We start from the raw sequence: 21,061 nt of genomic DNA, 5'->3' as shown, positions 1-21,061 counted from the left end.
CGCTAAAATAACCGCACTTTTTGTTTGCAAGTGAGTATTTTATGATGTCCCAGCCTCGTTTTGTGCATTTACGTGTTCATAGTGATTTTTCGATGATCAATGGTATAGCGAAAGTTAAATCATTAATTAAAACTTGTACACAAAATAATATGGTTGCAATGGGATTAACAGATTTTACTAATTTTTGTGGACTTGTCCGTTTCTATAGTGAAGCACTATCGTCAGGTATAAAACCCATTATTGGTGCCGATGTATTAGTCAAAAGTGAATTGTTAGGCGATGAATTATTTGAATTAACGCTGTTGGCAAAAAATAACAAAGGTTATCATAATATTACGTTGCTTCTCTCCAAAGCCTATGAGCGAGGTTATGCCGATCTGCCCTATATCGATCAAGAGTGGCTTGTTGAACATCGTGAAGGCATTATTATTTTATCAGGGGGAACTAATGGAGATATTGGTAAGAAATTACTAAAGAACAATCTTGTTGATGTGCAAAGTGCGGTGCAATTTTATCAAAAATATTTTGCCGATCATTTTTATTTAGCTCTATCACGAACAGGGCGTATTAACGAAGAAAATTATATTCAAGCAGCACTGGAACTTGCCGCACAAAATGAATTACCTGTTGTCGCAACTAATGATATTTGCTTTTTATCCATTGATGATTTTGAGGCCCATGAAATTCGAGTTGCTATTCACGATAGTTTCACTTTAGATGATCCAAAACGTCCAAAGCTATATAGTCCACAGCAATATTTTCGAACAGAACAGGAAATGTGCGAGTTATTCGCGGATATTCCAACCGCACTTGAGAATTCAGTATTAATTGCTCAACGTTGCAATGTTAATATTCGTTTAGGTGAATATTTTTTACCTAAATTTCCTACAGGTGATTTAACTACAGAAGAATATTTAGTAAAAAGATCTCGTGAAGGGTTGGAAGAACGTTTACACTTTTTATTTCCCGATGAAAAAGAGCGGTTAGAAAAACGCTCAGAGTATGATAACCGTTTACAGGTCGAATTAGATGTGATTAATCAGATGGGCTTTCCAGGTTACTTCCTCATTGTTATGGAGTTTATTCAATGGTCAAAAGACAATGGAATTCCCGTTGGACCAGGTCGGGGATCGGGGGCTGGTTCACTAGTTGCTTATGCACTAAAAATTACTGATTTAGATCCGTTGGAATTTGATTTGCTTTTTGAGCGTTTCTTAAATCCAGAACGTGTCTCTATGCCTGATTTTGATGTTGATTTTTGTATGGATGGTCGAGATCAAGTCATTGAGCATGTTGCAGAAACTTATGGTAGAGGGGCGGTGTCGCAAATTATCACTTTTGGTACTATGGCAGCAAAAGCAGTGATTCGTGATGTGGGTAGAGTATTAGGACATCCCTATGGCTTTGTTGATCGTATTGCAAAATTAATCCCCCCAGATCCTGGTATGACACTTGAAAAGGCTTTTAAAGTAGAGCCAAGACTTGTAGAAGTTTATCAATCTGATGAAGAAGTAAAAGAATTAATTGATATGGCTCGCAAGCTAGAAGGAGTGACTAGAAATGCAGGAAAGCATGCTGGTGGTGTAGTTATTTCACCAAGTCTAATTACTGACTTTTCTCCACTTTATTGCGACAGCGAAGGGAAACACCCCGTTACTCATTTTGATAAGAATGATGTGGAATATGCAGGGTTAGTGAAATTCGACTTTTTAGGTTTGCGTACTCTGACTATCATTAAATGGGCATTAGATATGATTAATGCCCGTTTAGCTAAAGAAGGTAAACCTTTAATTGATATTAATCGCATTCCATTAAATGATCCTGCTTCTTTTGCAGTATTGCTTAATGCAGAAACGACAGCCGTTTTTCAATTAGAGTCACGGGGTATGAAAGATCTGATCAAGCGGTTAAAACCAGACTGTTTTGAAGATATTATTGCATTAGTAGCATTATTTCGTCCTGGTCCATTACAGTCAGGTATGGTAGATAATTTTATTCGCCGTAAACATGGTGAAGAAGAAATTTCTTATCCTGATGCAGAGTATCAGCATATTTCTTTAAAACCAATTTTAGAACCTACTTACGGCATTATCTTGTATCAAGAGCAAGTAATGCAAATAGCTCAAGTACTAGCTGGTTATACTTTAGGTGGGGCAGATTTGCTTCGTCGAGCAATGGGAAAGAAAAAGCCAGAAGAAATGGCAAAACAGCGTTCAGTGTTCAAAGAAGGTGCTGTTAAGAACGGTATTGACGGCGACTTAGCTATGAAAATATTTGACTTAGTAGAAAAATTTGCAGGTTATGGTTTCAATAAGTCTCACTCAGCAGCCTATGCTTTAGTTTCTTATCAAACGCTTTGGTTAAAAGCACATTATCCTGCTGAATTCATGGCAGCGGTGATGACTTCGGAGATGGATAATACTGATAAAATTGTTGGACTTTATGACGAATGTTTAAGAATGGGATTAACAGTTGCTCCTCCTGATATAAACACAGGTAGATACCATTTTAGCGTTAATGATAATGGTGAAATTGTATATGGTATTGGTGCAATTAAAGGTGTTGGCGAAGGTCCAATTGAAGCCCTAATCGCAGCGAGAGAAAAAGGAGGAATATTTACTGACCTGTTTGATCTTTGTGCGAGAGTTGATTTAAAGAAAATTAATCGTCGCACTTTTGAAGGGTTAATTATGTCAGGTGCGTTCGATAAATTGGGACCACATCGAGCGAGTTTATTTAAAAATTTAGAAGATGCGTTGAAAGCTTCAGACCAACATGCGAAAGATCTCGCTATTGGGCAAGTAGATATGTTTGGCGTTTTAACGGCAGCTCCTGAAGATGTTGAAAAAGCCTATGCTAATACGCCTCGCTGGTCTGAGAAACAGATTCTTGATGGTGAACGAGAAACATTAGGGCTTTATTTAAGTAGCCATCCAATTAGCCGTTATCTAAAAGAATTGTCTCATTACTGTTCATTACGATTAAAAGATTTAGTACCAAATTATCGTGGACAAACTAGTACAGTTTGTGGATTGATCATTAATTCTAGAGTTGTTGTTACTAAAAAAGGCAATCGTTTAGGAATTGTAACTATTGATGATCGTTCGGGACGTTTAGAAATGACTTTATTTAGTGAGACACTAGATAAGTTTGCTGACAAAATTCAAAAAGATACTATTGTTATAGCCACAGGACAAGTGAGTTTTGACGATTTCTCTCAGGCTTTAAAGATGTCTGTAAGAGAAATTATGACATTAGATGAAGCTCGTAGTCGATATGCTAAAAGCTTAGCAATTAGCCTTACAGAAGAGCAGATTACGCCACTATTTATACACCAATTAGCTCAAATTATGCAACCTTACTGCAATGGGATACTGCCAATCCATGCTTATTATCAAAGCAGTAAAGGACGAGCGTTGTTGAATTTTGATACGCAGTGGTCGTTAAGCCCTACAGATGAGGTTTTAAATGAACTCATTACCATCTTAGGACCAAGTGCGGTCGAATTAGAATTCGAATAATGCTCAGATATATTAATTTGTTTCTTTGTCATTGAGGAAATGTGGCTTACTCTTAATAAAATATTGTAAGCGTAAAATGCTTGTTTTAAAGCAGGTTAATTACTACAACTTACGTAGAATTTTGAAATAAAACACAGGGAAAACAAAACTAAAAAAACAAACAATGGCTACTTAGTGTTATAGATACAAACTAAAAAATACTGAGGCTGAAATTAGTATTAGCGATATTCAATCTGAGTAGTTTACAATCATCTTCTTTACTTTAAGAAGTAAAGAAGAAACTATATTGGATTGATTAAATTACAGAAATGATCGAGCAATTATGCTACTTTAGTATTAAAGTATTTACCGTAATTACCACAGTCACCTAATGTTCCATCATCCTCTATTTCTTTTTCAACCCCCTCAATTTCGTAGAGTTTTTCACCATCTTTAAAGAAAATAAAACCGCCATGTGCTATTTTTGTCCAATTTTCATTTTTTGTTAGAGGGAATGTTGCAATTATCGTTATTTTATCCATTTCGGTAGTGTATTGGCGAAAATCGATTACTCCATCATCATCAATACGCTGTGCCTTGCCAAAAGGTGCTTTTCGAGTAACATAATGAAGGTTACTTGAACAATGTGCGATCATCCATTGACCATTCGACAAAATAAAATTAAATGTTCCATGCTCGCTGATTTCTGCACTAATTTCTTGAATAAACTGAAAAAGCACTGGTTCGGAGGGTTTATGTTTAAATTTCTGTGTTAAGCGATTCATCATGTAGCAAAAAGCAGCTTCTGAATCAGTAGAACCGACAGGTTGAAAAAAATTATTTGATAAGTCTGGAATTTTTTTTAAATTACCATTATGGGCAAAAACCCAGTTTTCTCCCCAAACTTCACGAATAAAAGGATGTGTATTTTCTATATTTACTTCGCCTTGTGTTGCTTTGCGAATATGAGCAATCACATTAAATGATTTTATACGGTAATTCTTTACATACTCCGCCATCGGTGAAAAAGAGGCTGCATGATTATCACGAAATACTCGAATTCCTTTACCTTCAAAAAATGCGATACCAAAACCGTCTGAATGGTTATCGGTTAATCCAGCACGACGACAAAACCCTTCAAAAGAAAAAGAAATGTCTGTTGGCGTATTACAGTTCATTCCTAATAGCTGACACATAAAAAACCCATTTATCTACAACATATTGAGTATAATTTAATAGCGTAATTTATAAAAAATCAATATAAATTTTATAAGAAAATGTAATAAATAATAATTTTGTGTGCTATATCAAAATAAACACCGCACTTTAGCGAAGTGCGGTGATATTTTTGCTTATTTTGACATGAAATTAATATTTTTTAGCATCATAACCATAGTATGCATTCGTAAGAATTGTTTCCATATCCTCCACTAGAGGTAAACGCGGATTCGCAGGAGAACATTGATCTTCGAAAGCAAGTAATGCAATTTCACGTCTAGCATTTAGCCAGGTTGTTTCGTCGATTTGTTGATCTTTGAAGTTCATTTTAATTCCAACGCTAACGGCTAAATCATAGCAGGCTTGAGCAAAAGCTTTGACGCCCTCTTCTGGTGTAGCACAAGGCAATCCTAACATGCGAGCAATTTCTTGATATTTTATATCAGCTTTGTAGTAATTATACTTTGGCCAAGTTGCAGTTTTTTGTGGACGTGTACCATTATAGCGAATAACGTGTGGCATTAAGATTGCATTAGTACGACCATGTGGAGTATGGAATCGTCCTCCAATCTTATGAGCGAGAGAGTGATTCATACCTAAAAATGCATTTGCAAATGCCATGCCAGCAATAGTTGAAGCATTATGCATTTTTTCACGAGCTTGTGGATCATTGTATTTTACAGACTGAACTAAATTTTCAAAAACTAGTTTGATCGCTTGTAATGCTAATCCATCAGTAAAATCATTTGCGAGTACTGAAACATAAGCTTCAGTTGCGTGAGTTAATACATCAAGCCCTGTGTCTGCTGCAACTTGTGGTGGTACGGTCATGACTAATGCAGGATCAACAATAGCAACAGTTGGAGTCAAAGAATAATCTGCGATTGGATATTTTTTATCACCTTCAGTGATAACCGCAAAAGGAGTGACTTCAGACCCTGTACCTGAAGTAGTTGGAATACCTACAAATCTTGCTTTACGTCCAAGTTGAGGAAATTTAAAAGCACGTTTGCGGATGTCCATAAATTTTTGCACTAAATCACGGAAATCGACTTCTGGCTGTTCATAGAATAACCACATTACTTTTGCCGCATCCATTGAAGAACCTCCACCTAGAGCAATAATAGTGTCAGGCTTATAACTACGAATGAGTTCTACACCTCGACGAACAGTTTCAATGCTAGGATCAGGTTCAACGTCAGCAAAGAGTTGATAAGTGACATGATTGCCTCTTGCTGTAATTTGTTTTGCAATCTTTTCGACAAATCCTAAATCAACCATTGTTCTGTCAGTAACAATAACAACACGTTCCATTCCTTTCATTGACTGTAAGTATTGAATAGAGTCACGTTCAAAGTAAATTTTTGAAGGAACTTTAAACCATTGCATATTATTTCTCCGACGTCCTACACGTTTTATGTTCAATAAATTAACCGCACTTACATTGTTACCTACAGAGTTTTTACCGTAAGAACCACAACCTAAAGTTAATGATGGAAGAAAAGCATTGTAAACATCGCCTATTCCACCGAATGTGGAAGGTGAATTCCAAATAATACGAATGGCTTTAACACGTTCACCAAATTCTTGAGCAATTTTTTCATCTTTAGTATGAATTGCTGCGGAGTGACCTAAACCATGAAAATTTACCATTGCTTCAGAAAGAGCAAAACCTTCTTCTATAGAATTTGATTTTAAAATAGCTAACACTGGTGAGAGTTTTTCACGAGTTAGAGGTTCTTTTTCGCCAACCTCTTTGCATTCCGCTACTAGAATATTCGTTTTTGCAGGAACAGAGAAACCTGCTTGTTCAGCAATCCATGAAGCAGGTTTGCCGACAACATTTGGATTAAGCTTTGCTCCACTACAGCTATTACTACTTGCTTTTACACCAAAAATAAATTCTTCTAATAATGCTTTCTCTTTTTTATTAACGAAGTAAGCACCATAAGATTTCATTTCATCAACAAAATTTTGATAAATTTCTTTATCAGCAATTACTGCTTGTTCTGACGCACAAATCATGCCGTTATCAAAAGATTTTGACATAATAATATCGTGAACAGCTTGTTTTATATCCGCACTTTTTTCTACATATGCAGGCACATTACCAGCGCCTACACCTAAAGCAGGTTTTCCACAAGAGTGAGCTGCTTCAACCATAGCATTACCACCAGTAGCAAGAATAGTCGCAATTCCTGGATGTTTCATTAAGGCAGATGTACCTTCCATAGAAGGCGTAGCAATCCATTGAATACAGTCTTTTGGTGCACCTGCTGCAACAGCAGCCTCATATACTATGCGGGCAGCATGAGCAGATGATTGTTGTGCTGATGGGTGAAAAGCAAAAATAATTGGATTACGAGTTTTAAGGGAAATCAGCGATTTAAAGATAGCTGTTGAAGTTGGGTTAGTTGTTGGTGTGATACCACATATTACCCCAACAGGATCGGCTATTTCAGTTATACCAGTAACTTCATCCTCACTTATTATTCCAACAGTTTTTAGATTTCGCATATTGTTGACGACATATTCACAAGCAAACAAGTTTTTAGTTGCTTTATCTTCAAATACGCCTCGACCAGTTTCTTCATAAGCATGCATTGCTAATATGCCATGTTGATCAAGTGCAGCGACAGAAGCTTTAGCCACAATATAATCTACTTGGTTTTGATCTAAATGACGGAAATGCTCTAATGCTACTAAGCCTTTTTCAACTAATGAATTGACTTCTGCTTGAGCAGCACTGACTGTATTTTCCACAGTGTTAGTCATAATATTTTCTCCTAAAGTTTTTTAAAAATTAAAATTTCGCTGGGCGGAATTATACTGATTTGCAGTAGTGGAAAACTAGAAAATTTGTATAGAAACGTAATAAATCTGATCTGGATCAAAATTGAAAATAACTTATATCAAAAGTTCTCATCATTTGTCATACGATGGTATTAGATGGTATTAATTGTTAAATGCATCATTAGCTAATTTGCTAAAAGAAATGTTATTTTTCATACCAAATTTTATTGATATATAAGTGAACCTTTCCCGATGGGGTAATCACTTGAATTTCATCATCAACTTGTTTACCGATAAGAGATCTTGCAACTGGGCTGTCAATTGAAATCCAATTTTTACTTGGATCAAATTCATCACACCCGACAATACGGTATTGATTAATATCTCCAACTTCATTTTCTAATTCAACCCAAGCACCAAAAAATACTTTGCCTTCCTGTTTTGGATGAAAATCTACAATTTGTAGTACATCTAGTCGCTTGGATAAAAAACGAATACGACGATCGATCTCACGTAAACGTTTTTTGCCGTAAATGTATTCTGCATTCTCGCTACGATCTCCTAAGGCTGCGGCATCAGAGACTGCTTGAGTGACTTGTGGACGCTCTTTTTTCCATAAATATTTTAGTTCTTGATCGAGGGCTTTCCAGCCAGCCCTAGTTATATAGTTTGATTTAGACATGGACTAATTTATTTAATAACTTTTTCAAAAATTTAAATATAGTGCGGTTATTTTTTACGAAATTTAAGAAATATTCAATAATTATTTGAGTATTATGATAAAACACCGTATCCTATGGGTTTATTTTTAAGTCATAAAGTTAGATAAATGTTAAATCAACAAATCGCTAGTATTATTGCAACGGAACTTAATGTTAAGTCCAATCAAATTCTTGCGACTATTCAGTTGCTCGATGATGGCAATACGATTCCATTTATAGCTCGCTATCGTAAAGAAGCAACAGGAGCGTTAGATGATACTCAATTGCGGTACTTTGAAACTCGTTTGATTTATTTGCGTGAGCTTGATGATCGTCGTCAAAGTATTCTGAAATCTATTGAAGAGCAAGGTAAATTGACGGCTGAGTTACGTGAAAAAATTGAGCAAACTCAAAGTAAAACTGAATTAGAAGATTTGTATTTACCTTATAAACCTAAACGCCGAACAAAAGGACAGATTGCTATTGAGGCGGGTATTGAACCGTTAGCAGACTTATTGTGGGCAGACCCAGCGAAAGATCCAGAACAAAGTGCGGTGCAATTTCTCAATCAAGATGCAGGGTTTACTGATATTAAATCTGTGCTAGAGGCAGCTCGTTATATTTTAATGGAGCGATTTGCGGAAGATGCACAGCTTTTAGCTCAAGTTCGCCGTTATTTGCAACAAAATGCGATGATAGTTGCGAAAGTGATTGAAGGTAAAGAAAAAGAAGGCGAAAAATTTGCTGATTATTTTGATCATCGAGAATTATGGCGAAATGTACCGTCACACCGTGCTTTGGCAATGTTTCGTGGGCGTAAAGAAGGCTTTTTGCAATTGAGTTTAGATGCTGATCCTGAGCAAGAAGGAACACGGCAAAGTTACTGTGAAGAAATCATTCGTCAATATTTGAATGTGCATTTTTCAGGTCAGCCAGCAGATAAATGGCGTGAGCAAGTTATTAGTTGGACTTGGCGGATTAAAGTTGCTCTGCACTTAGAAACAGAGTTAATGTCTGCTTTACGTGAAAAAGCAGAAGAAGAGTCTATTAATGTATTTGCTCGTAATTTGACCGCACTTTTAATGACGGCACCAGCTGGTGCGAAAACAACGATAGGGCTTGATCCTGGGTTACGTACAGGCGTCAAAGTTGCTGTCGTAGATAATACAGGGAAGTTATTGTCAACTGATACAGTTTATCCACATACTGGTCAAGTAGAGAAAGCGATGGTTACTCTCTGTCAATTGATTGATAAGCATAATGTGGAGTTAATTGCTATTGGCAATGGTACAGCTTCTCGTGAAACTGAGCGTTTTGTCAAAGAAGTGATTAAAAAAATGCCTAATAATAAACCACAAACAGTAGTAGTGAGTGAGGCAGGAGCATCTGTGTATTCAGCTTCTGAACAGGCAGCATTGGAGTTTCCTCATCTTGATGTATCTTTACGTGGAGCAGTATCTATTGCCCGACGTTTACAAGATCCCTTAGCGGAGTTAGTTAAAATTGATCCTAAAGCTATTGGAGTGGGGCAATATCAACATGATGTTAATCAAAGTCAACTTGCTCGTAAACTCGATGCTGTAGTGGAGGATTGTGTAAATGCAGTGGGTGTTGATTTAAATACAGCTTCATCTGCACTGTTATCTCGAGTTGCTGGAATGAGTAAAACAATTGCTCAGAATATTGTGACTTACCGTGATGAGAATGGGCGGTTTAAAGCGCGTTCGGAACTTAAAAAAGTTCCTCGTTTAGGGATAAAAGCTTTTGAGCAATGTGCAGGTTTTATGCGTATTGCAAATGGTACAAATCCGTTGGATTCATCAGGTGTTCATCCTGAAGCTTATCCTGTAGTAGAGAAAATATTACAGGCAACAGAGAAGTCTATTCAGACTTTAATGGGCGATGTTCGAGCTATTCGCGAATTAAATGCGTCACAATTTATTGATGAGCAATTTGGTTTACCAACTGTGCAAGATATTTTTAGAGAATTAGAAAAACCAGGTCGAGATCCTCGTGGTGAATTTAAAACTGCGGTGTTTATGGATGGTATAGAAGATATTAGTGATCTTAAATCAGGTATGATTTTAGAAGGAACAGTTGCTAATGTTACTAATTTTGGGGCATTCGTCGATATTGGTGTACACCATTATGGTTTAGTCCATATTTCGGCGTTATCAGATAATTTCGTTGAGGATCCCCATCAAATCGTGAAAACGGGTGACATCGTCAAAGTAAAGGTGATTGATGTTGATGTGGCTCGTAAGCGAATTGCATTGACCATGCGTTTAGAAGAGCAGTTGGGAAATGCAGAAAAAAATCACCGCACTTTATCATCAAAAACTGGTGGTCAAACGGTGAAAAAACAATGTAGTCCAGCACAGACAGGTGTGATGGGAAATGCGTTTGCAGATGCATTAAAAAATTGGAAGAAGTGAGATAGAGGAATCATATGGTTAAAAATACTTTTGTTGTTGGCTTTATGCTATTTGCCATCTTTTTTGGCGCAGGAAATTTAATCTTTCCACCTAAATTAGGGTTTGAAAGTGGAGCAGATTTTTGGGTGTCGATTTTAGGATTTGTAGCTACAGGTGTGGGATTGCCATTGTTAGGTATTGTAGTGAGTTCTTTTTATAAAGGTGGCTATAAAGATGCACTGAAACAAATTCACCCTTGGTTTTCGCTAATTTTCTTAGCAGCTATTTATTTATCTATTGGACCATTTTTTGCTGGACCTCGCACGGGAGCTACAGCTTATGAAATGGCGGTTGTACCATTTATTGGACAGCCTGAATTTTGGTCTAAATTAATTTTTAGTCTTGTTTTCTTTGGCATTTCATTGTGGTTAAGTTTAAATCCATCAAAAATGGTTGATCGAGTAGGATCTATTTTGACTCCAGCACTATTGATTACTATTATTGCACTTGTTGTACGAGCTTATTTTATATTGAATGGTAATGCGGAAATAAAACCACATCAAGCTCAAGATTCAGCATTCTTTAATGGTATCATTGAAGGCTATTTTACTATGGATGCATTGGCATCTTTGTCTTTCTCTGTAATTGTAATTAATGCAGTAAAATCTAAAACTAGCGATAGCTCAGTGATTAAAAAGCAGACCATTTTGTCAGCTATAATTGCAGCGGTTGCTTTAGGTTTGATCTATGTTGCCCTTGGCTGGATTGGAAATAATTTACACATTGAAAGTGCTACATTGGAGACAATCAAACAAAATAGTCAAGATTTAGGAACGTACATTTTAAATAACACAGCACTTTTAACTTTCGGTGAACTCGGTCGTGGCTTACTTGTGTTAATTGTTACTTTAGCGTGTTTAACTACAGCGATTGGATTAGCCGTTGCAGTTAGTGAATATTTCAATGAAGTTTATCCAAAAATTTCTTATCGCACATATGTGATTTTATTTTGTATTATCAGCTTTGTTTTTGCTAATTTAGGTTTAAAACAAGTGATCAGTATGTCATTGCCTGTGTTATTAATTTTATATCCAATTTCAATGACAGTTATTTTCTTATTATTGCTTAATTTATTTATTCCATTGCCATTACTTGCTCATCGCTTGTCATTAGGATTAGTGACTATCATTTCTATACTATCTGTATTTGGCGTAGAGCATATGGAATTTGTTGAACAGTTACCATTGAAATCATATTCGATGGAATGGTTGCCATTTGCAGCAATAGGATTAATTATTGGTTATTTATTGCAAAGCATTAGAGGCAAGAAGAAAAATATTGTTCGCTAATAATTTTATTTAAGGGCTTTTTTAAGCCCTTATTTTTTATTACTTGTGTAGTTTTAGTGAGTAATAGATTGATATATAATGAAGCAGTTTATTGTTAATAAAGGAATAGAATATGCAAAATGCAAAAGATGAGGCACTTTACGCCCCAATCGAGTGGTCTGATTTTAGTGAAAGTTATACAGATATTTTATATCATAAATCTAATGATGGAATTGCGAAAATTACAATTAATCGTCCGCAAGTTCGAAATGCGTTTCGTCCACAGACAGTAAAAGAAATGATCCACGCTTTTTCTGATGCCCGTTTTGATGAAAAAATTGGAGTAATTATTCTCACAGGTCAAGGCGAGAAAGCTTTTTGTTCAGGAGGGGATCAGCGAGTTCGTGGTGATTACGGTGGTTATAAAGATGAGCAAGGAGTTCATCATTTAAATGTACTTGATTTTCAAAGGGATATTCGAAGCTGTCCTAAGCCAGTAGTTGCAATGGTTGCGGGATATGCAATTGGAGGGGGACACGTGTTGCATATGCTCTGTGATTTGACTGTTGCTGCGGATAATGCAATTTTCGGTCAAACAGGACCAAAAGTTGGATCATTTGATGGCGGTTGGGGAGCATCTTACATGGCTCGTGTAGTTGGTCAGAAAAAAGCACGTGAAATTTGGTTTTTATGTCGTCAATATAATGCCCAAGAAGCATTGGAAATGGGATTGGTCAATACAGTTGTACCTTACGCTGATTTAGAAAAAGAAACGGTGCGTTGGTGTCGTGAAATGTTACGCAACAGCCCGATTGCCTTGCGTTGTTTGAAAGCAGCTTTGAATGCGGACTGTGATGGTCAAGCAGGTTTACAGGAGCTGGCAGGTAATGCAACTATGTTATTTTATATGACGGAAGAAGGGCAGGAAGGACGCAATGCGTTTAATGAAAAACGTGTACCTGACTTCAGTAAATTTAAGCGAAATCCATAAATTTAATCAGTAAAAGTGTGGTAAGAATAGTGGAAAATTTGACCGCACTTTTGTCTTGTTTGAGGAGAAAATAATGTTGAAAAAATGCTTGTTTCTTTTATTGATTTTAGTGGTGCTAGGTATTTTTGCCACTTTCGTTATTTTTGATGCAAAAGATCACTGTTTAGATTATGGTGGTCGTTATAATGACAATACACAACAATGTGAACAGTAATGACAAATCGAATTTTTCATTTATACCAATATGCTATTCCTGTGGATAGCCAGCTTATTTTGCGCAATCGCTTTTTGAAGAAACGTGAAGGGTTGTTTGTGCAAATAAAATGTGGTGAGCATGAAGGTTGGGGGGAAATTGCCCCGTTGCCTGAATTTAGCCAAGAAACTCTAGAACAGGCGAAAGAGCAAACTGTTCAATGGTTAAAAAAGTGGGAGCAGGCAAGATCTGCAAATCAAAAATTTTCATTGCAAGGGCTATATCCGTCTGTTGCTTTTGGCTTAAGTTGTGCTTTGGCTGAAATGGAAGGAGAATTGGTGCAAGAAGGAAACTATCAAGTCGCCCCGTTATGTTACGGCGATCCTGATGAGCTTTATGATGTATTAAATCAAATTCCAGGGGAGAAGGTAGCTAAAATTAAGGTTGGCATGTATGAAGCAAATCGTGATGGTATGATTGCTGATATGTTGTTAGAAGCAATTCCCGATCTTTATTTACGTTTGGATGCCAATCGTAGTTGGACGTTGTCGAAAGCACAGTTGTTTGCCAAATATGTAAAGCCTGAACATCGTTCTCGCATTCAATTTTTAGAAGAACCTTGCAAAACTCGTGAGCAAAGTCGAATTTTTGCTGAACATCACAATATTGCTATTGCTTGGGACGAATCTGTGCGTGAACTCGATTTTTTTGTCCAAAAAGAACCGCACTTAGCTGCAATTATCATCAAACCTACTTTGATGGGATCGCTTGAATATTGTGTTCAGTTAATTGAAGAAGCTCATCGTCACGGAATAAAAGTAGTAATTAGTTCCTCAATTGAAAGTAGCTTAGGTTTAACTCAGCTGGCTCGGATTGCACAGCAATATACGCCAAATGTGATACCTGGATTAGATACGTTAAATTTAATGGATTATCAACTACTTCGAGCTTGGAAAGGTTCTCAATTACCATTACTTGGGTTAGATTCTGAATTTGTTCACAAAATTAGTTTTTAATTTCGAGACGATAGGTAAAAATATAGACTATAGTAAATTTGTGAAAAATTGACCGCACTTTAATAAAGTATTTTCTAATATTTTATGTGTTATTAGTTGAAATATTATCTTAGCTTCGTAATTTTCAATGCGGTAGAGGAAAAAAGTTATAATAAAGCGAATTTTAAAAGAGGAAGTTATGTTGTCATCTAGACGGATTTTATTGTTGAATGGTCCAAATTTAAATATGTTAGGCAAACGTGAGCCTAAACATTATGGACATATATCCTTAAATGATATTGAACAACGTATGCAAGAGTTAGCTACACATTACAATGTGAAACTTACTTGTTTTCAAGCGAATAGCGAAGATAAGTTGATTGATAAAATTCACCAAAGTTTTCAGCAGATTGATTTTATTTTACTTAATCCTGCAGCTTATACACATACTAGCGTAGCTTTACGTGATGCAATGTTAGCGGTCTCTATTCCTTTCGTAGAAATTCACTTATCTAATATCCATAAGCGCGAATCTTTTCGGCATCACTCCTATTTTAGTGATATTGCAGAAGGCGTGATTTGTGGTCTAGGAGCAAAAGGTTATGAATTTGCTTTTCAATTTGCATTGAATTATTTAGAAGAATAGAGAAGATAACCGCTAATTTATCGAAATTTTAAGAAAATTATCGCCAAATGAAATATTTTCAGGTAATCTCTCGGGATTACATAAAACATGAATCAAACTTACCGCACTTTAGCAACTTTTGGTAAGTTGTGGTTAGAATTTAATCTTTAGGAAAATGTTATGGACATTCGTAAAATTAAAAAACTTATTGAACTTGTTGAAGAGTCAGGCATTATGGAGCTTGAAATTTCGGAAGGTGAAGAATCTGTACGAATTAATCGTGGTACACCAGTTGCTCAAACTGTACAATACAGTTTACCAACAGCTGCTCCAGTTGCTCAGGCAGTTCCAGCTTCAGCCCCAGCCTCAGTAACTCCAGTAGAAACCCCTATAGTGAATGCAGAAATTAGTGGGCATAAAGTTCGCTCGCCAATGGTAGGAACATTTTATCGTAGCCCAAGTCCAGATGAAAAACCTTTTGTTGAAGTTGGGCAAACAGTAAAAGTTGGTGATGCTCTTTGTATTGTAGAAGCAATGAAAATGATGAATCGTATTGAGTCTGATAAAGCTGGCGTAGTAAAAGCTATTTTAGTTGATAATGCTGAGCCAGTAGAATTTGATGAAGTATTGATTATTATTGAATAATCTTTTTTCAATGTGAGAACATTTCACAATTATTTAAAGAGAGCATTCTTATGTTAGAAAAAGTTGTTATTGCTAACCGTGGTGAGATTGCATTACGGATTTTGCGAGCTTGTAAGGAGCTAGGCATAAAAACGGTAGCAGTTCATTCGACAGCGGATCGTGAATTAAAACATGTCTTACTAGCAGATCAGACAGTGTGTATTGGTCCAGCACCTTCTGCTAAAAGTTATTTAAATATTCCCGCTATTATTGCTGCTGCAGAAGTGACAGGTGCAGATGCTATTCATCCTGGATATGGATTTTTATCAGAAAATGCAGACTTTGCAGAGCAAGTTGAGCGTTCAGGTTTTACTTTTATTGGTCCAACTGCGGAAGTTATTCGCTTGATGGGTGATAAAGTTTCAGCGATTGATGCAATGAAAAAAGCAGGCGTGCCTTGTGTACCAGGATCTGGTGGACCTATCGGAACAGATATTGCTAAAAATAAAGAAATCGCTAGACGTATAGGTTATCCTGTTATTATTAAAGCATCAGGAGGTGGTGGTGGTCGTGGTATGAGAGTTGTTCGTGATGAAGAATCCCTCGCTGAATCTATTGCTATGACTAAAGCTGAAGCTAAAGCTGCTTTTAATAATGACATGGTATATATGGAAAAATATTTGGAAAATCCTCGTCATATTGAAATTCAAGTGCTTGCAGATACGCACGGTAATGCGATATATCTTGCTGAGCGAGATTGTTCAATGCAACGACGCCATCAAAAAGTCGTAGAAGAAGCTCCAGCACTAGGAATTAGCGAGAAAGTTCGCAATGACATTGGTTCTCGCTGTGCAAAAGCATGTGTAGAAATTGGCTATCGTGGAGCAGGAACATTTGAATTCCTGTATGAAAATGGGGAATTTTATTTCATTGAAATGAATACTCGTATTCAGGTAGAACATCCAGTTACTGAGATGATCACAGGAGTTGATTTGGTGAAAGAACAATTACGAATTGCTGCGGGATTTCCTCTTTCTTGCACTCAAAAGGATATTAAGGTCAGAGGTCATGCGATAGAATGTCGTATCAATGCAGAAGATCCAAAAACCTTCTTACCATCGCCAGGTAAAGTTAATCATTTACATTCACCAGGTGGACTAGGAGTACGTTGGGATTCTCATATTTATGGGGGCTATACGGTACCTCCGCATTACGATTCAATGATCGCTAAGTTAATCACTTATGGCGATACCCGAGAAGTTGCAATTCGTCGTATGCAAAATGCATTAGCAGAAACTATTATTAGCGGTATAAAAACGAACATTCCGTTGCATGATTTGATTTTATCAGATGAGAATTTCCAAGATGGAGGCACAAATATTCATTATTTAGAGAAAAAGCTAGGTATGCACGATTAATTATTTTTTAAAGAGGGTTGTATTGTGATACACCCTTTTATTTTGTTTTTTTATTTAGGATAGGAAATAAATGAAAGTAAATGAGCGTTACAAGCAAACTGCCATTGAAGCTCGTTGGGCAATTTGGTTAACAGTTTTTTATGCAATAGGTTGGTGTGTTTGTGCGTATTTACCGCAAAGCAGTACTATGGGTGCGTTAGGTTTTCCTCTATGGTTTGAGTTATCTTGTATCTATTTACCAATCGCCTTTGTAATTATTACTTATTTAGTAGTGAAGAAGATTTATAAGAATATTTCTCTTGATAAGGAGAAGCACTAATGAACTTGAGTATTATTATTCCTCTTGTAATTTATTTAATTTTAGTATTTGCCTCCGCACTTTATGCTTATTCAAAACGTCAACAGGGTGATTTTTTAACAGAATACTACATTGGCAACCGCACTATGAAGGGTTTTGTGTTGGCTATGACAATGGCGGCTACTTATATTGGGGCGAGTTCCATTATCGGTGGTCCTAGTGGAGCTTATAAATATGGACTTGGTTGGGTATTACTTGCCATGATTCAAGTGCCAGTATTGTTACTTGTATTAGGAGTATTGGGTAAGAAACTAGCAATAGCTTCTCGTGAGCATAATTTAATTACTATTAGCGATTTGCTGTTACAACGTTATAAAAGTAAAACATTAGTATTAGTAGCAAGTTTGTCCCTGTTGACAGCATTATTTGCAGGTATGGTAGTGCAATTTATTGGCGGAGCGAGATTATTAGAAGGTACGATTGGTATAAATTATACACAAGCATTATTGATCTTTGCATTAACTGTTGGTGTTTATACTTTTATCGGTGGATTTCGAGCTGTTGTATTGACTGATACTATTCAAGGTTCGGTAATGATTTTGGGTACATTATTGCTATTAGGAGGAGTGATCTACGCTGCTGGGGGGGTAGAAAGTGCGGTCACAAAACTAATAGAAATTGATCCTGATTTAGTGACGCCACAGGGGCCAAATGATAAACTCGGTTTTACTTTTATGACTTCATTTTGGGTGTTAGTTTGTTTCGGTATTATTGGATTACCACAAACTGCGATCCGCGGTTTTGCTTTTAAAGATAGCAAAGCTTTACATCGTGGTATTGTTATCGGTACTCTAGTCGTCGCATTAGTGATGATGACAATCCACCTCGCTGGTGCATTAGGGAGAGCAGTGTTGCCTGACTTGACGGTACCTGATAAAGTTATTCCAACTTTGATGTTGCATGTATTGCATCCTGTAGTTGCGGGTATTTTTCTTGCCACTCCAATGGCTGCAATTATGTCTACTTTAGATTCACATTTATTACAATCGTCTTCAATTTTTATCAAAGATTTGTATTTATCGATTAATCCAAATGCTATAAAAGATCAGCGAAAATTGAAGCTTTTTTCCACAGCAATGACTTTAATTTTAACTGTTCTAGTAGTAGTGATGGCTTATAATCCGCCTGATATGCTAATTTGGTTGAATTTGCTCGCACTTGGAGGTTTGGAATCCGCTTTTTTATGGGTTTTAGTATTAGGCTTGTTTTGGGAAAAAGCAAATGCTCATGGTGCGATTACGTCAATGATTGTTGGAGTGGGTGTATATGTATTTTTTACTGTAACAGGTATTAAGATTTTTGAGTTCCATCAAATTGTTCCTTCGCTAGTTATTAGTTTAATTGCTTTTTTGATTGGTAATAAATTTGGTGAAAATTCACCGCACTTTAAATAACATTAAGGAAAAATTATGGCTTGGATACAAATTCGGCTAAACAGCACAGATAAAAAAGCAGAAAAAATTAGTGATTATTTACAAGAAATTGGAGCAGTATCTGTTACTTTTGTAGATAGCCAAGATACACCAATTTTTGAGCCCCTGCCTGGAGAAACTCGTTTATGGGGTAACACTGATATTATCGCTTTATTTGATGCAAAAACAGACATGAAACAAATTGTTAACTTGCTAAAAAATGAAGGGCATTTTTCCGTTGACAGTGCTTATAAAATTGAACAGATTGAAGATAAGGACTGGGAAAGAGAATGGATGGATAATTTTCATCCAATGCAATTTGGTAAACGTTTGTGGATTTGTCCAAGTTGGCGTGAAATCCCTGATAAGAATGCAGTGAATGTGCTGCTTGATCCTGGATTAGCCTTTGGAACAGGCACACACCCTACGACAGCACTTTGTCTTGAATGGCTTGATAGTCTAGATTTAGCAGGAAAAACAGTGATTGATTTTGGTTGTGGTTCTGGAATTTTAGCTATTGCAGCTTTAAAACTTGGTGCAAAAAGTGCGGTAGGAATTGACATCGATCCTCAAGCAATCACAGCAAGTCGGAATAATGCGGAACAAAATGGTGTAAGCGAACGTTTACGACTATTTTTATCTGCAGATACACCGCCAGAGCTTAAAGCGGACATCGTAATAGCGAATATTCTAGCTGGTCCATTAAAAGAGTTATATCCAGTAATTGATAGTTTAGTAAAACCACAAGGTTTACTTGGGTTATCAGGGATCTTAGAAAGTCAAGCTTTGTCAGTTTGTGATACTTATTCTCAAACTTTTTTTCTTGATCCCGTTACTGAACGGGAAGAATGGTGCCGAATTACTGGGAAATTAAAACTCTAATAGCGATAAAATTACTTATCTTAAATTAACTTTGTCAAGTTTTAGTTCCAAATTTGTACAAAAAATTTGATCAGGTTTAAATATAGATTAAATTTTGCAAAAAAAAGTTATTTTGTATAAAAAATATTCTTTTCAAATGCAATAAAAATGCGTATGATAGCACCCCTTGCAAGTTGGAGTTAGTGCTTAATCTTAATCAGATTGTTTGTTATAGGGAAAAAATGCAGATTGGTTATCATAAGTTAAAAAACCGTCTTTTTTTGGCACCTATGGCAGGTGTTACAGATTTACCTTTTAGGCGTATTTGTTCTGATTATGGTGCGGGATTGACATTTTCTGAAATGATGTCTACTAATCCGCAAGTTTGGCACACTGAAAAATCAAAATTGCGTTTATCCTATCATCAAGATGTAGGAATTAATGCAGTGCAAATAGCGGGTTCTGATCCCGATGAAATGGCTCAAGCTGCACGGATTAATGTTGCGTATGGTGCACAGCTTATTGATATTAATATGGGCTGTCCAGCTAAAAAAGTAAATCGTAAAATGTCTGGCTCAGCACTTTTACAATATCCTGATTTAGTGCAACGCATTTTAACTGCTGTAGTGAGTGCGGTAACAGTTCCTGTTACTTTGAAAATTAGAACAGGTTGGGATCAAAAGAACCGAAATTGTGTTGAAATAGCAAAAATCGCTGAAGATGCTGGTATTCAAGCATTAACTATTCATGGTCGAACTCGACAGTGTTTGTTTGATGGTAATGCTGAATATGAGCATATCAAAGCGGTAAAACAACAAATTTCTATTCCAGTCATTGCTAATGGTGATATAACGTCACCGCAGAAAGCACGTGATGTGTTAGATTATACTGGAGTAGATGCAATAATGATCGGGAGGGCTGCATTAGGGAATCCATGGATTTTTAAATCAATGGAAGCTTTGTTGGAGTCAGATTCGATAGTTTCAGCCCCCGATTTAGATGAAAAATGCAGCGTGATATTACGACATATCCGTGATATTCATCAGTTTTATGGGGAAGAAAAAGGATACCGTATCGCTCGTAAGCATGTAGCGTGGTATTTACAGGGAATTCAACCTAATTCCGATTTTAGACAGACTTTCAATAGTATATCTAGTGCTGCAGAGCAACTTGATGTGTTGGAAGATTTTTTAAATTTTACTCGATTGGATAGAAAAAATGTTAGAACAACAACGTAATCCTGCTGAAGCATTAACAGTTTCAGTATTAAATTCACAATCTCAAGTAACAAATAAGCCACTTCGTGATTCTGTGAAACAAGCATTGAGAAATTATCTTTCACATTTAGATGGACAAGATGTGAATGATCTTTATGAATTGGTTTTAGCGGAAGTTGAACATCCAATGTTGGATATGGTTATGCAATATACACGTGGTAATCAAACTCGTGCTGCGACAATGCTAGGTATTAACCGTGGCACGTTACGTAAAAAATTGAAAAAATACGGAATGGGTTGATTAAAGAGAGCATTCTTTTGTTAAATAAAAGTGCGGTCATTTGAAGACAAACTTTTATTACATTTTATGTTAAAAATCGGATTTAGGAATAGATCCGATTTTTTATTTGTGC

General features: G+C 36.4%; 17 protein-coding genes. 14 read left to right on the top strand and 3 right to left on the bottom strand.

All coding sequences use genetic code 11. The features are described 5' to 3' along the window. Positions 1 to 41 precede the first annotated feature (41 nt). Positions 42 to 3,521 carry a DNA polymerase III subunit alpha gene (gene dnaE, locus ACFQ02_RS04120; protein ID WP_380819684.1) on the top strand — a complete coding sequence of 1,160 codons (3,480 nt, stop codon included), beginning with the start codon at positions 42 to 44 and terminating at the stop codon, positions 3,519 to 3,521. Between the two features lie 320 nt (positions 3,522 to 3,841). On the opposite strand, the gene ACFQ02_RS04115 is transcribed toward dnaE, so the two are convergent. From ACFQ02_RS04115 to greB, 3 genes are all read right to left on the bottom strand, one after another. Next, positions 3,842 to 4,696 carry a class II glutamine amidotransferase gene (locus ACFQ02_RS04115; RefSeq protein WP_380819681.1) on the bottom strand — a complete coding sequence of 285 codons (855 nt, stop codon included), beginning with the start codon at positions 4,694 to 4,696 and terminating at the stop codon, positions 3,842 to 3,844. A 172-nt stretch (positions 4,697 to 4,868) separates the two neighbouring features. After that, positions 4,869 to 7,493, bottom strand: coding sequence for a bifunctional acetaldehyde-CoA/alcohol dehydrogenase (gene adhE, locus ACFQ02_RS04110; protein ID WP_380819679.1), 2,625 nt, complete (start codon positions 7,491 to 7,493; stop codon positions 4,869 to 4,871). 223 nt (positions 7,494 to 7,716) lie between these two features. Next, positions 7,717 to 8,193 carry a transcription elongation factor GreB gene (gene greB / locus ACFQ02_RS04105; protein ID WP_380819677.1) on the bottom strand — a complete coding sequence of 159 codons (477 nt, stop codon included), beginning with the start codon at positions 8,191 to 8,193 and terminating at the stop codon, positions 7,717 to 7,719. Positions 8,194 to 8,340: 147 nt separating this feature from the next. Here greB and ACFQ02_RS04100 point away from each other — a divergent pair, with 147 nt between their 5' ends. From ACFQ02_RS04100 to fis, 13 genes are all read left to right on the top strand, one after another. Next, positions 8,341 to 10,647 (top strand): Tex family protein, encoded by a 2,307-nt coding sequence (locus ACFQ02_RS04100; RefSeq protein WP_380819674.1) that lies wholly within the window; start codon positions 8,341 to 8,343, stop codon positions 10,645 to 10,647. A 14-nt stretch (positions 10,648 to 10,661) separates the two neighbouring features. Further along, positions 10,662 to 11,975, top strand: coding sequence for a branched-chain amino acid transport system II carrier protein (gene brnQ / locus ACFQ02_RS04095; protein WP_380819673.1), 1,314 nt, complete (start codon positions 10,662 to 10,664; stop codon positions 11,973 to 11,975). Positions 11,976 to 12,087: 112 nt separating this feature from the next. Next, positions 12,088 to 12,945: a 1,4-dihydroxy-2-naphthoyl-CoA synthase gene (menB, locus tag ACFQ02_RS04090; RefSeq protein ID WP_380819671.1), complete on the top strand. Its 858-nt coding sequence runs from the start codon at positions 12,088 to 12,090 to the stop codon at positions 12,943 to 12,945. Positions 12,946 to 13,018: 73 nt separating this feature from the next. Continuing rightward, entirely contained in the window at positions 13,019 to 13,159 is a 141-nt protein-coding gene (locus tag ACFQ02_RS04085) for a hypothetical protein (RefSeq protein WP_158216623.1), read from the top strand. Beyond that, positions 13,159 to 14,154, top strand: coding sequence for an o-succinylbenzoate synthase (gene menC / locus ACFQ02_RS04080; RefSeq protein ID WP_380819668.1), 996 nt, complete (start codon positions 13,159 to 13,161; stop codon positions 14,152 to 14,154). Before ACFQ02_RS04085 ends, menC begins: the two co-directional genes overlap by 1 nt. 178 nt (positions 14,155 to 14,332) lie before the next feature. Then, positions 14,333 to 14,779 carry a type II 3-dehydroquinate dehydratase gene (aroQ, locus tag ACFQ02_RS04075; protein ID WP_380819665.1) on the top strand — a complete coding sequence of 149 codons (447 nt, stop codon included), beginning with the start codon at positions 14,333 to 14,335 and terminating at the stop codon, positions 14,777 to 14,779. A gap of 159 nt (positions 14,780 to 14,938) precedes the next feature. Continuing rightward, entirely contained in the window at positions 14,939 to 15,403 is a 465-nt protein-coding gene (gene accB / locus ACFQ02_RS04070; RefSeq protein WP_380819662.1) for an acetyl-CoA carboxylase biotin carboxyl carrier protein, read from the top strand. Between the two features lie 50 nt (positions 15,404 to 15,453). Further along, positions 15,454 to 16,800: an acetyl-CoA carboxylase biotin carboxylase subunit gene (gene accC, locus ACFQ02_RS04065; protein WP_380819660.1), complete on the top strand. Its 1,347-nt coding sequence runs from the start codon at positions 15,454 to 15,456 to the stop codon at positions 16,798 to 16,800. Positions 16,801 to 16,870: 70 nt separating this feature from the next. Further along, entirely contained in the window at positions 16,871 to 17,119 is a 249-nt protein-coding gene (locus tag ACFQ02_RS04060) for a YhdT family protein (protein WP_380819657.1), read from the top strand. Beyond that, positions 17,119 to 18,552: a sodium/pantothenate symporter gene (panF, locus tag ACFQ02_RS04055; protein WP_380819654.1), complete on the top strand. Its 1,434-nt coding sequence runs from the start codon at positions 17,119 to 17,121 to the stop codon at positions 18,550 to 18,552. Before ACFQ02_RS04060 ends, panF begins: the two co-directional genes overlap by 1 nt. 15 nt (positions 18,553 to 18,567) lie before the next feature. Next, entirely contained in the window at positions 18,568 to 19,452 is an 885-nt protein-coding gene (gene prmA, locus ACFQ02_RS04050) for a 50S ribosomal protein L11 methyltransferase (protein ID WP_380819651.1), read from the top strand. Between the two features lie 221 nt (positions 19,453 to 19,673). After that, entirely contained in the window at positions 19,674 to 20,669 is a 996-nt protein-coding gene (gene dusB, locus ACFQ02_RS04045; RefSeq protein WP_380819648.1) for a tRNA dihydrouridine synthase DusB, read from the top strand. Beyond that, entirely contained in the window at positions 20,650 to 20,949 is a 300-nt protein-coding gene (fis, locus tag ACFQ02_RS04040; RefSeq protein WP_380819646.1) for a DNA-binding transcriptional regulator Fis, read from the top strand. Before dusB ends, fis begins: the two co-directional genes overlap by 20 nt. Positions 20,950 to 21,061 lie beyond the last annotated feature (112 nt).

Source organism: Seminibacterium arietis, assembly GCF_042675725.1.
Classification (GTDB): domain Bacteria; phylum Pseudomonadota; class Gammaproteobacteria; order Enterobacterales; family Pasteurellaceae; genus Seminibacterium; species Seminibacterium arietis.
This window is presented reverse-complemented; position numbering and strand designations above follow the sequence as displayed.

What these genes read in the sequence shown, in the direction of transcription:
- dnaE (WP_380819684.1), top strand. Translation starts at nt 42, where the DNA reads ATGATGTCCCAGCCTCGTTTTGTGCATTTACGTGTTCATAGTGATTTT.
- ACFQ02_RS04115 (WP_380819681.1), bottom strand. Translation starts at nt 4,696, where the DNA reads ATGTGTCAGCTATTAGGAATGAACTGTAATACGCCAACAGACATTTCT.
- adhE (WP_380819679.1), bottom strand. Translation starts at nt 7,493, where the DNA reads ATGACTAACACTGTGGAAAATACAGTCAGTGCTGCTCAAGCAGAAGTC.
- greB (WP_380819677.1), bottom strand. Translation starts at nt 8,193, where the DNA reads ATGTCTAAATCAAACTATATAACTAGGGCTGGCTGGAAAGCCCTCGAT.
- ACFQ02_RS04100 (WP_380819674.1), top strand. Translation starts at nt 8,341, where the DNA reads ATGTTAAATCAACAAATCGCTAGTATTATTGCAACGGAACTTAATGTT.
- brnQ (WP_380819673.1), top strand. Translation starts at nt 10,662, where the DNA reads ATGGTTAAAAATACTTTTGTTGTTGGCTTTATGCTATTTGCCATCTTT.
- menB (WP_380819671.1), top strand. Translation starts at nt 12,088, where the DNA reads ATGCAAAATGCAAAAGATGAGGCACTTTACGCCCCAATCGAGTGGTCT.
- ACFQ02_RS04085 (WP_158216623.1), top strand. Translation starts at nt 13,019, where the DNA reads ATGTTGAAAAAATGCTTGTTTCTTTTATTGATTTTAGTGGTGCTAGGT.
- menC (WP_380819668.1), top strand. Translation starts at nt 13,159, where the DNA reads ATGACAAATCGAATTTTTCATTTATACCAATATGCTATTCCTGTGGAT.
- aroQ (WP_380819665.1), top strand. Translation starts at nt 14,333, where the DNA reads ATGTTGTCATCTAGACGGATTTTATTGTTGAATGGTCCAAATTTAAAT.
- accB (WP_380819662.1), top strand. Translation starts at nt 14,939, where the DNA reads ATGGACATTCGTAAAATTAAAAAACTTATTGAACTTGTTGAAGAGTCA.
- accC (WP_380819660.1), top strand. Translation starts at nt 15,454, where the DNA reads ATGTTAGAAAAAGTTGTTATTGCTAACCGTGGTGAGATTGCATTACGG.
- ACFQ02_RS04060 (WP_380819657.1), top strand. Translation starts at nt 16,871, where the DNA reads ATGAAAGTAAATGAGCGTTACAAGCAAACTGCCATTGAAGCTCGTTGG.
- panF (WP_380819654.1), top strand. Translation starts at nt 17,119, where the DNA reads ATGAACTTGAGTATTATTATTCCTCTTGTAATTTATTTAATTTTAGTA.
- prmA (WP_380819651.1), top strand. Translation starts at nt 18,568, where the DNA reads ATGGCTTGGATACAAATTCGGCTAAACAGCACAGATAAAAAAGCAGAA.
- dusB (WP_380819648.1), top strand. Translation starts at nt 19,674, where the DNA reads ATGCAGATTGGTTATCATAAGTTAAAAAACCGTCTTTTTTTGGCACCT.
- fis (WP_380819646.1), top strand. Translation starts at nt 20,650, where the DNA reads ATGTTAGAACAACAACGTAATCCTGCTGAAGCATTAACAGTTTCAGTA.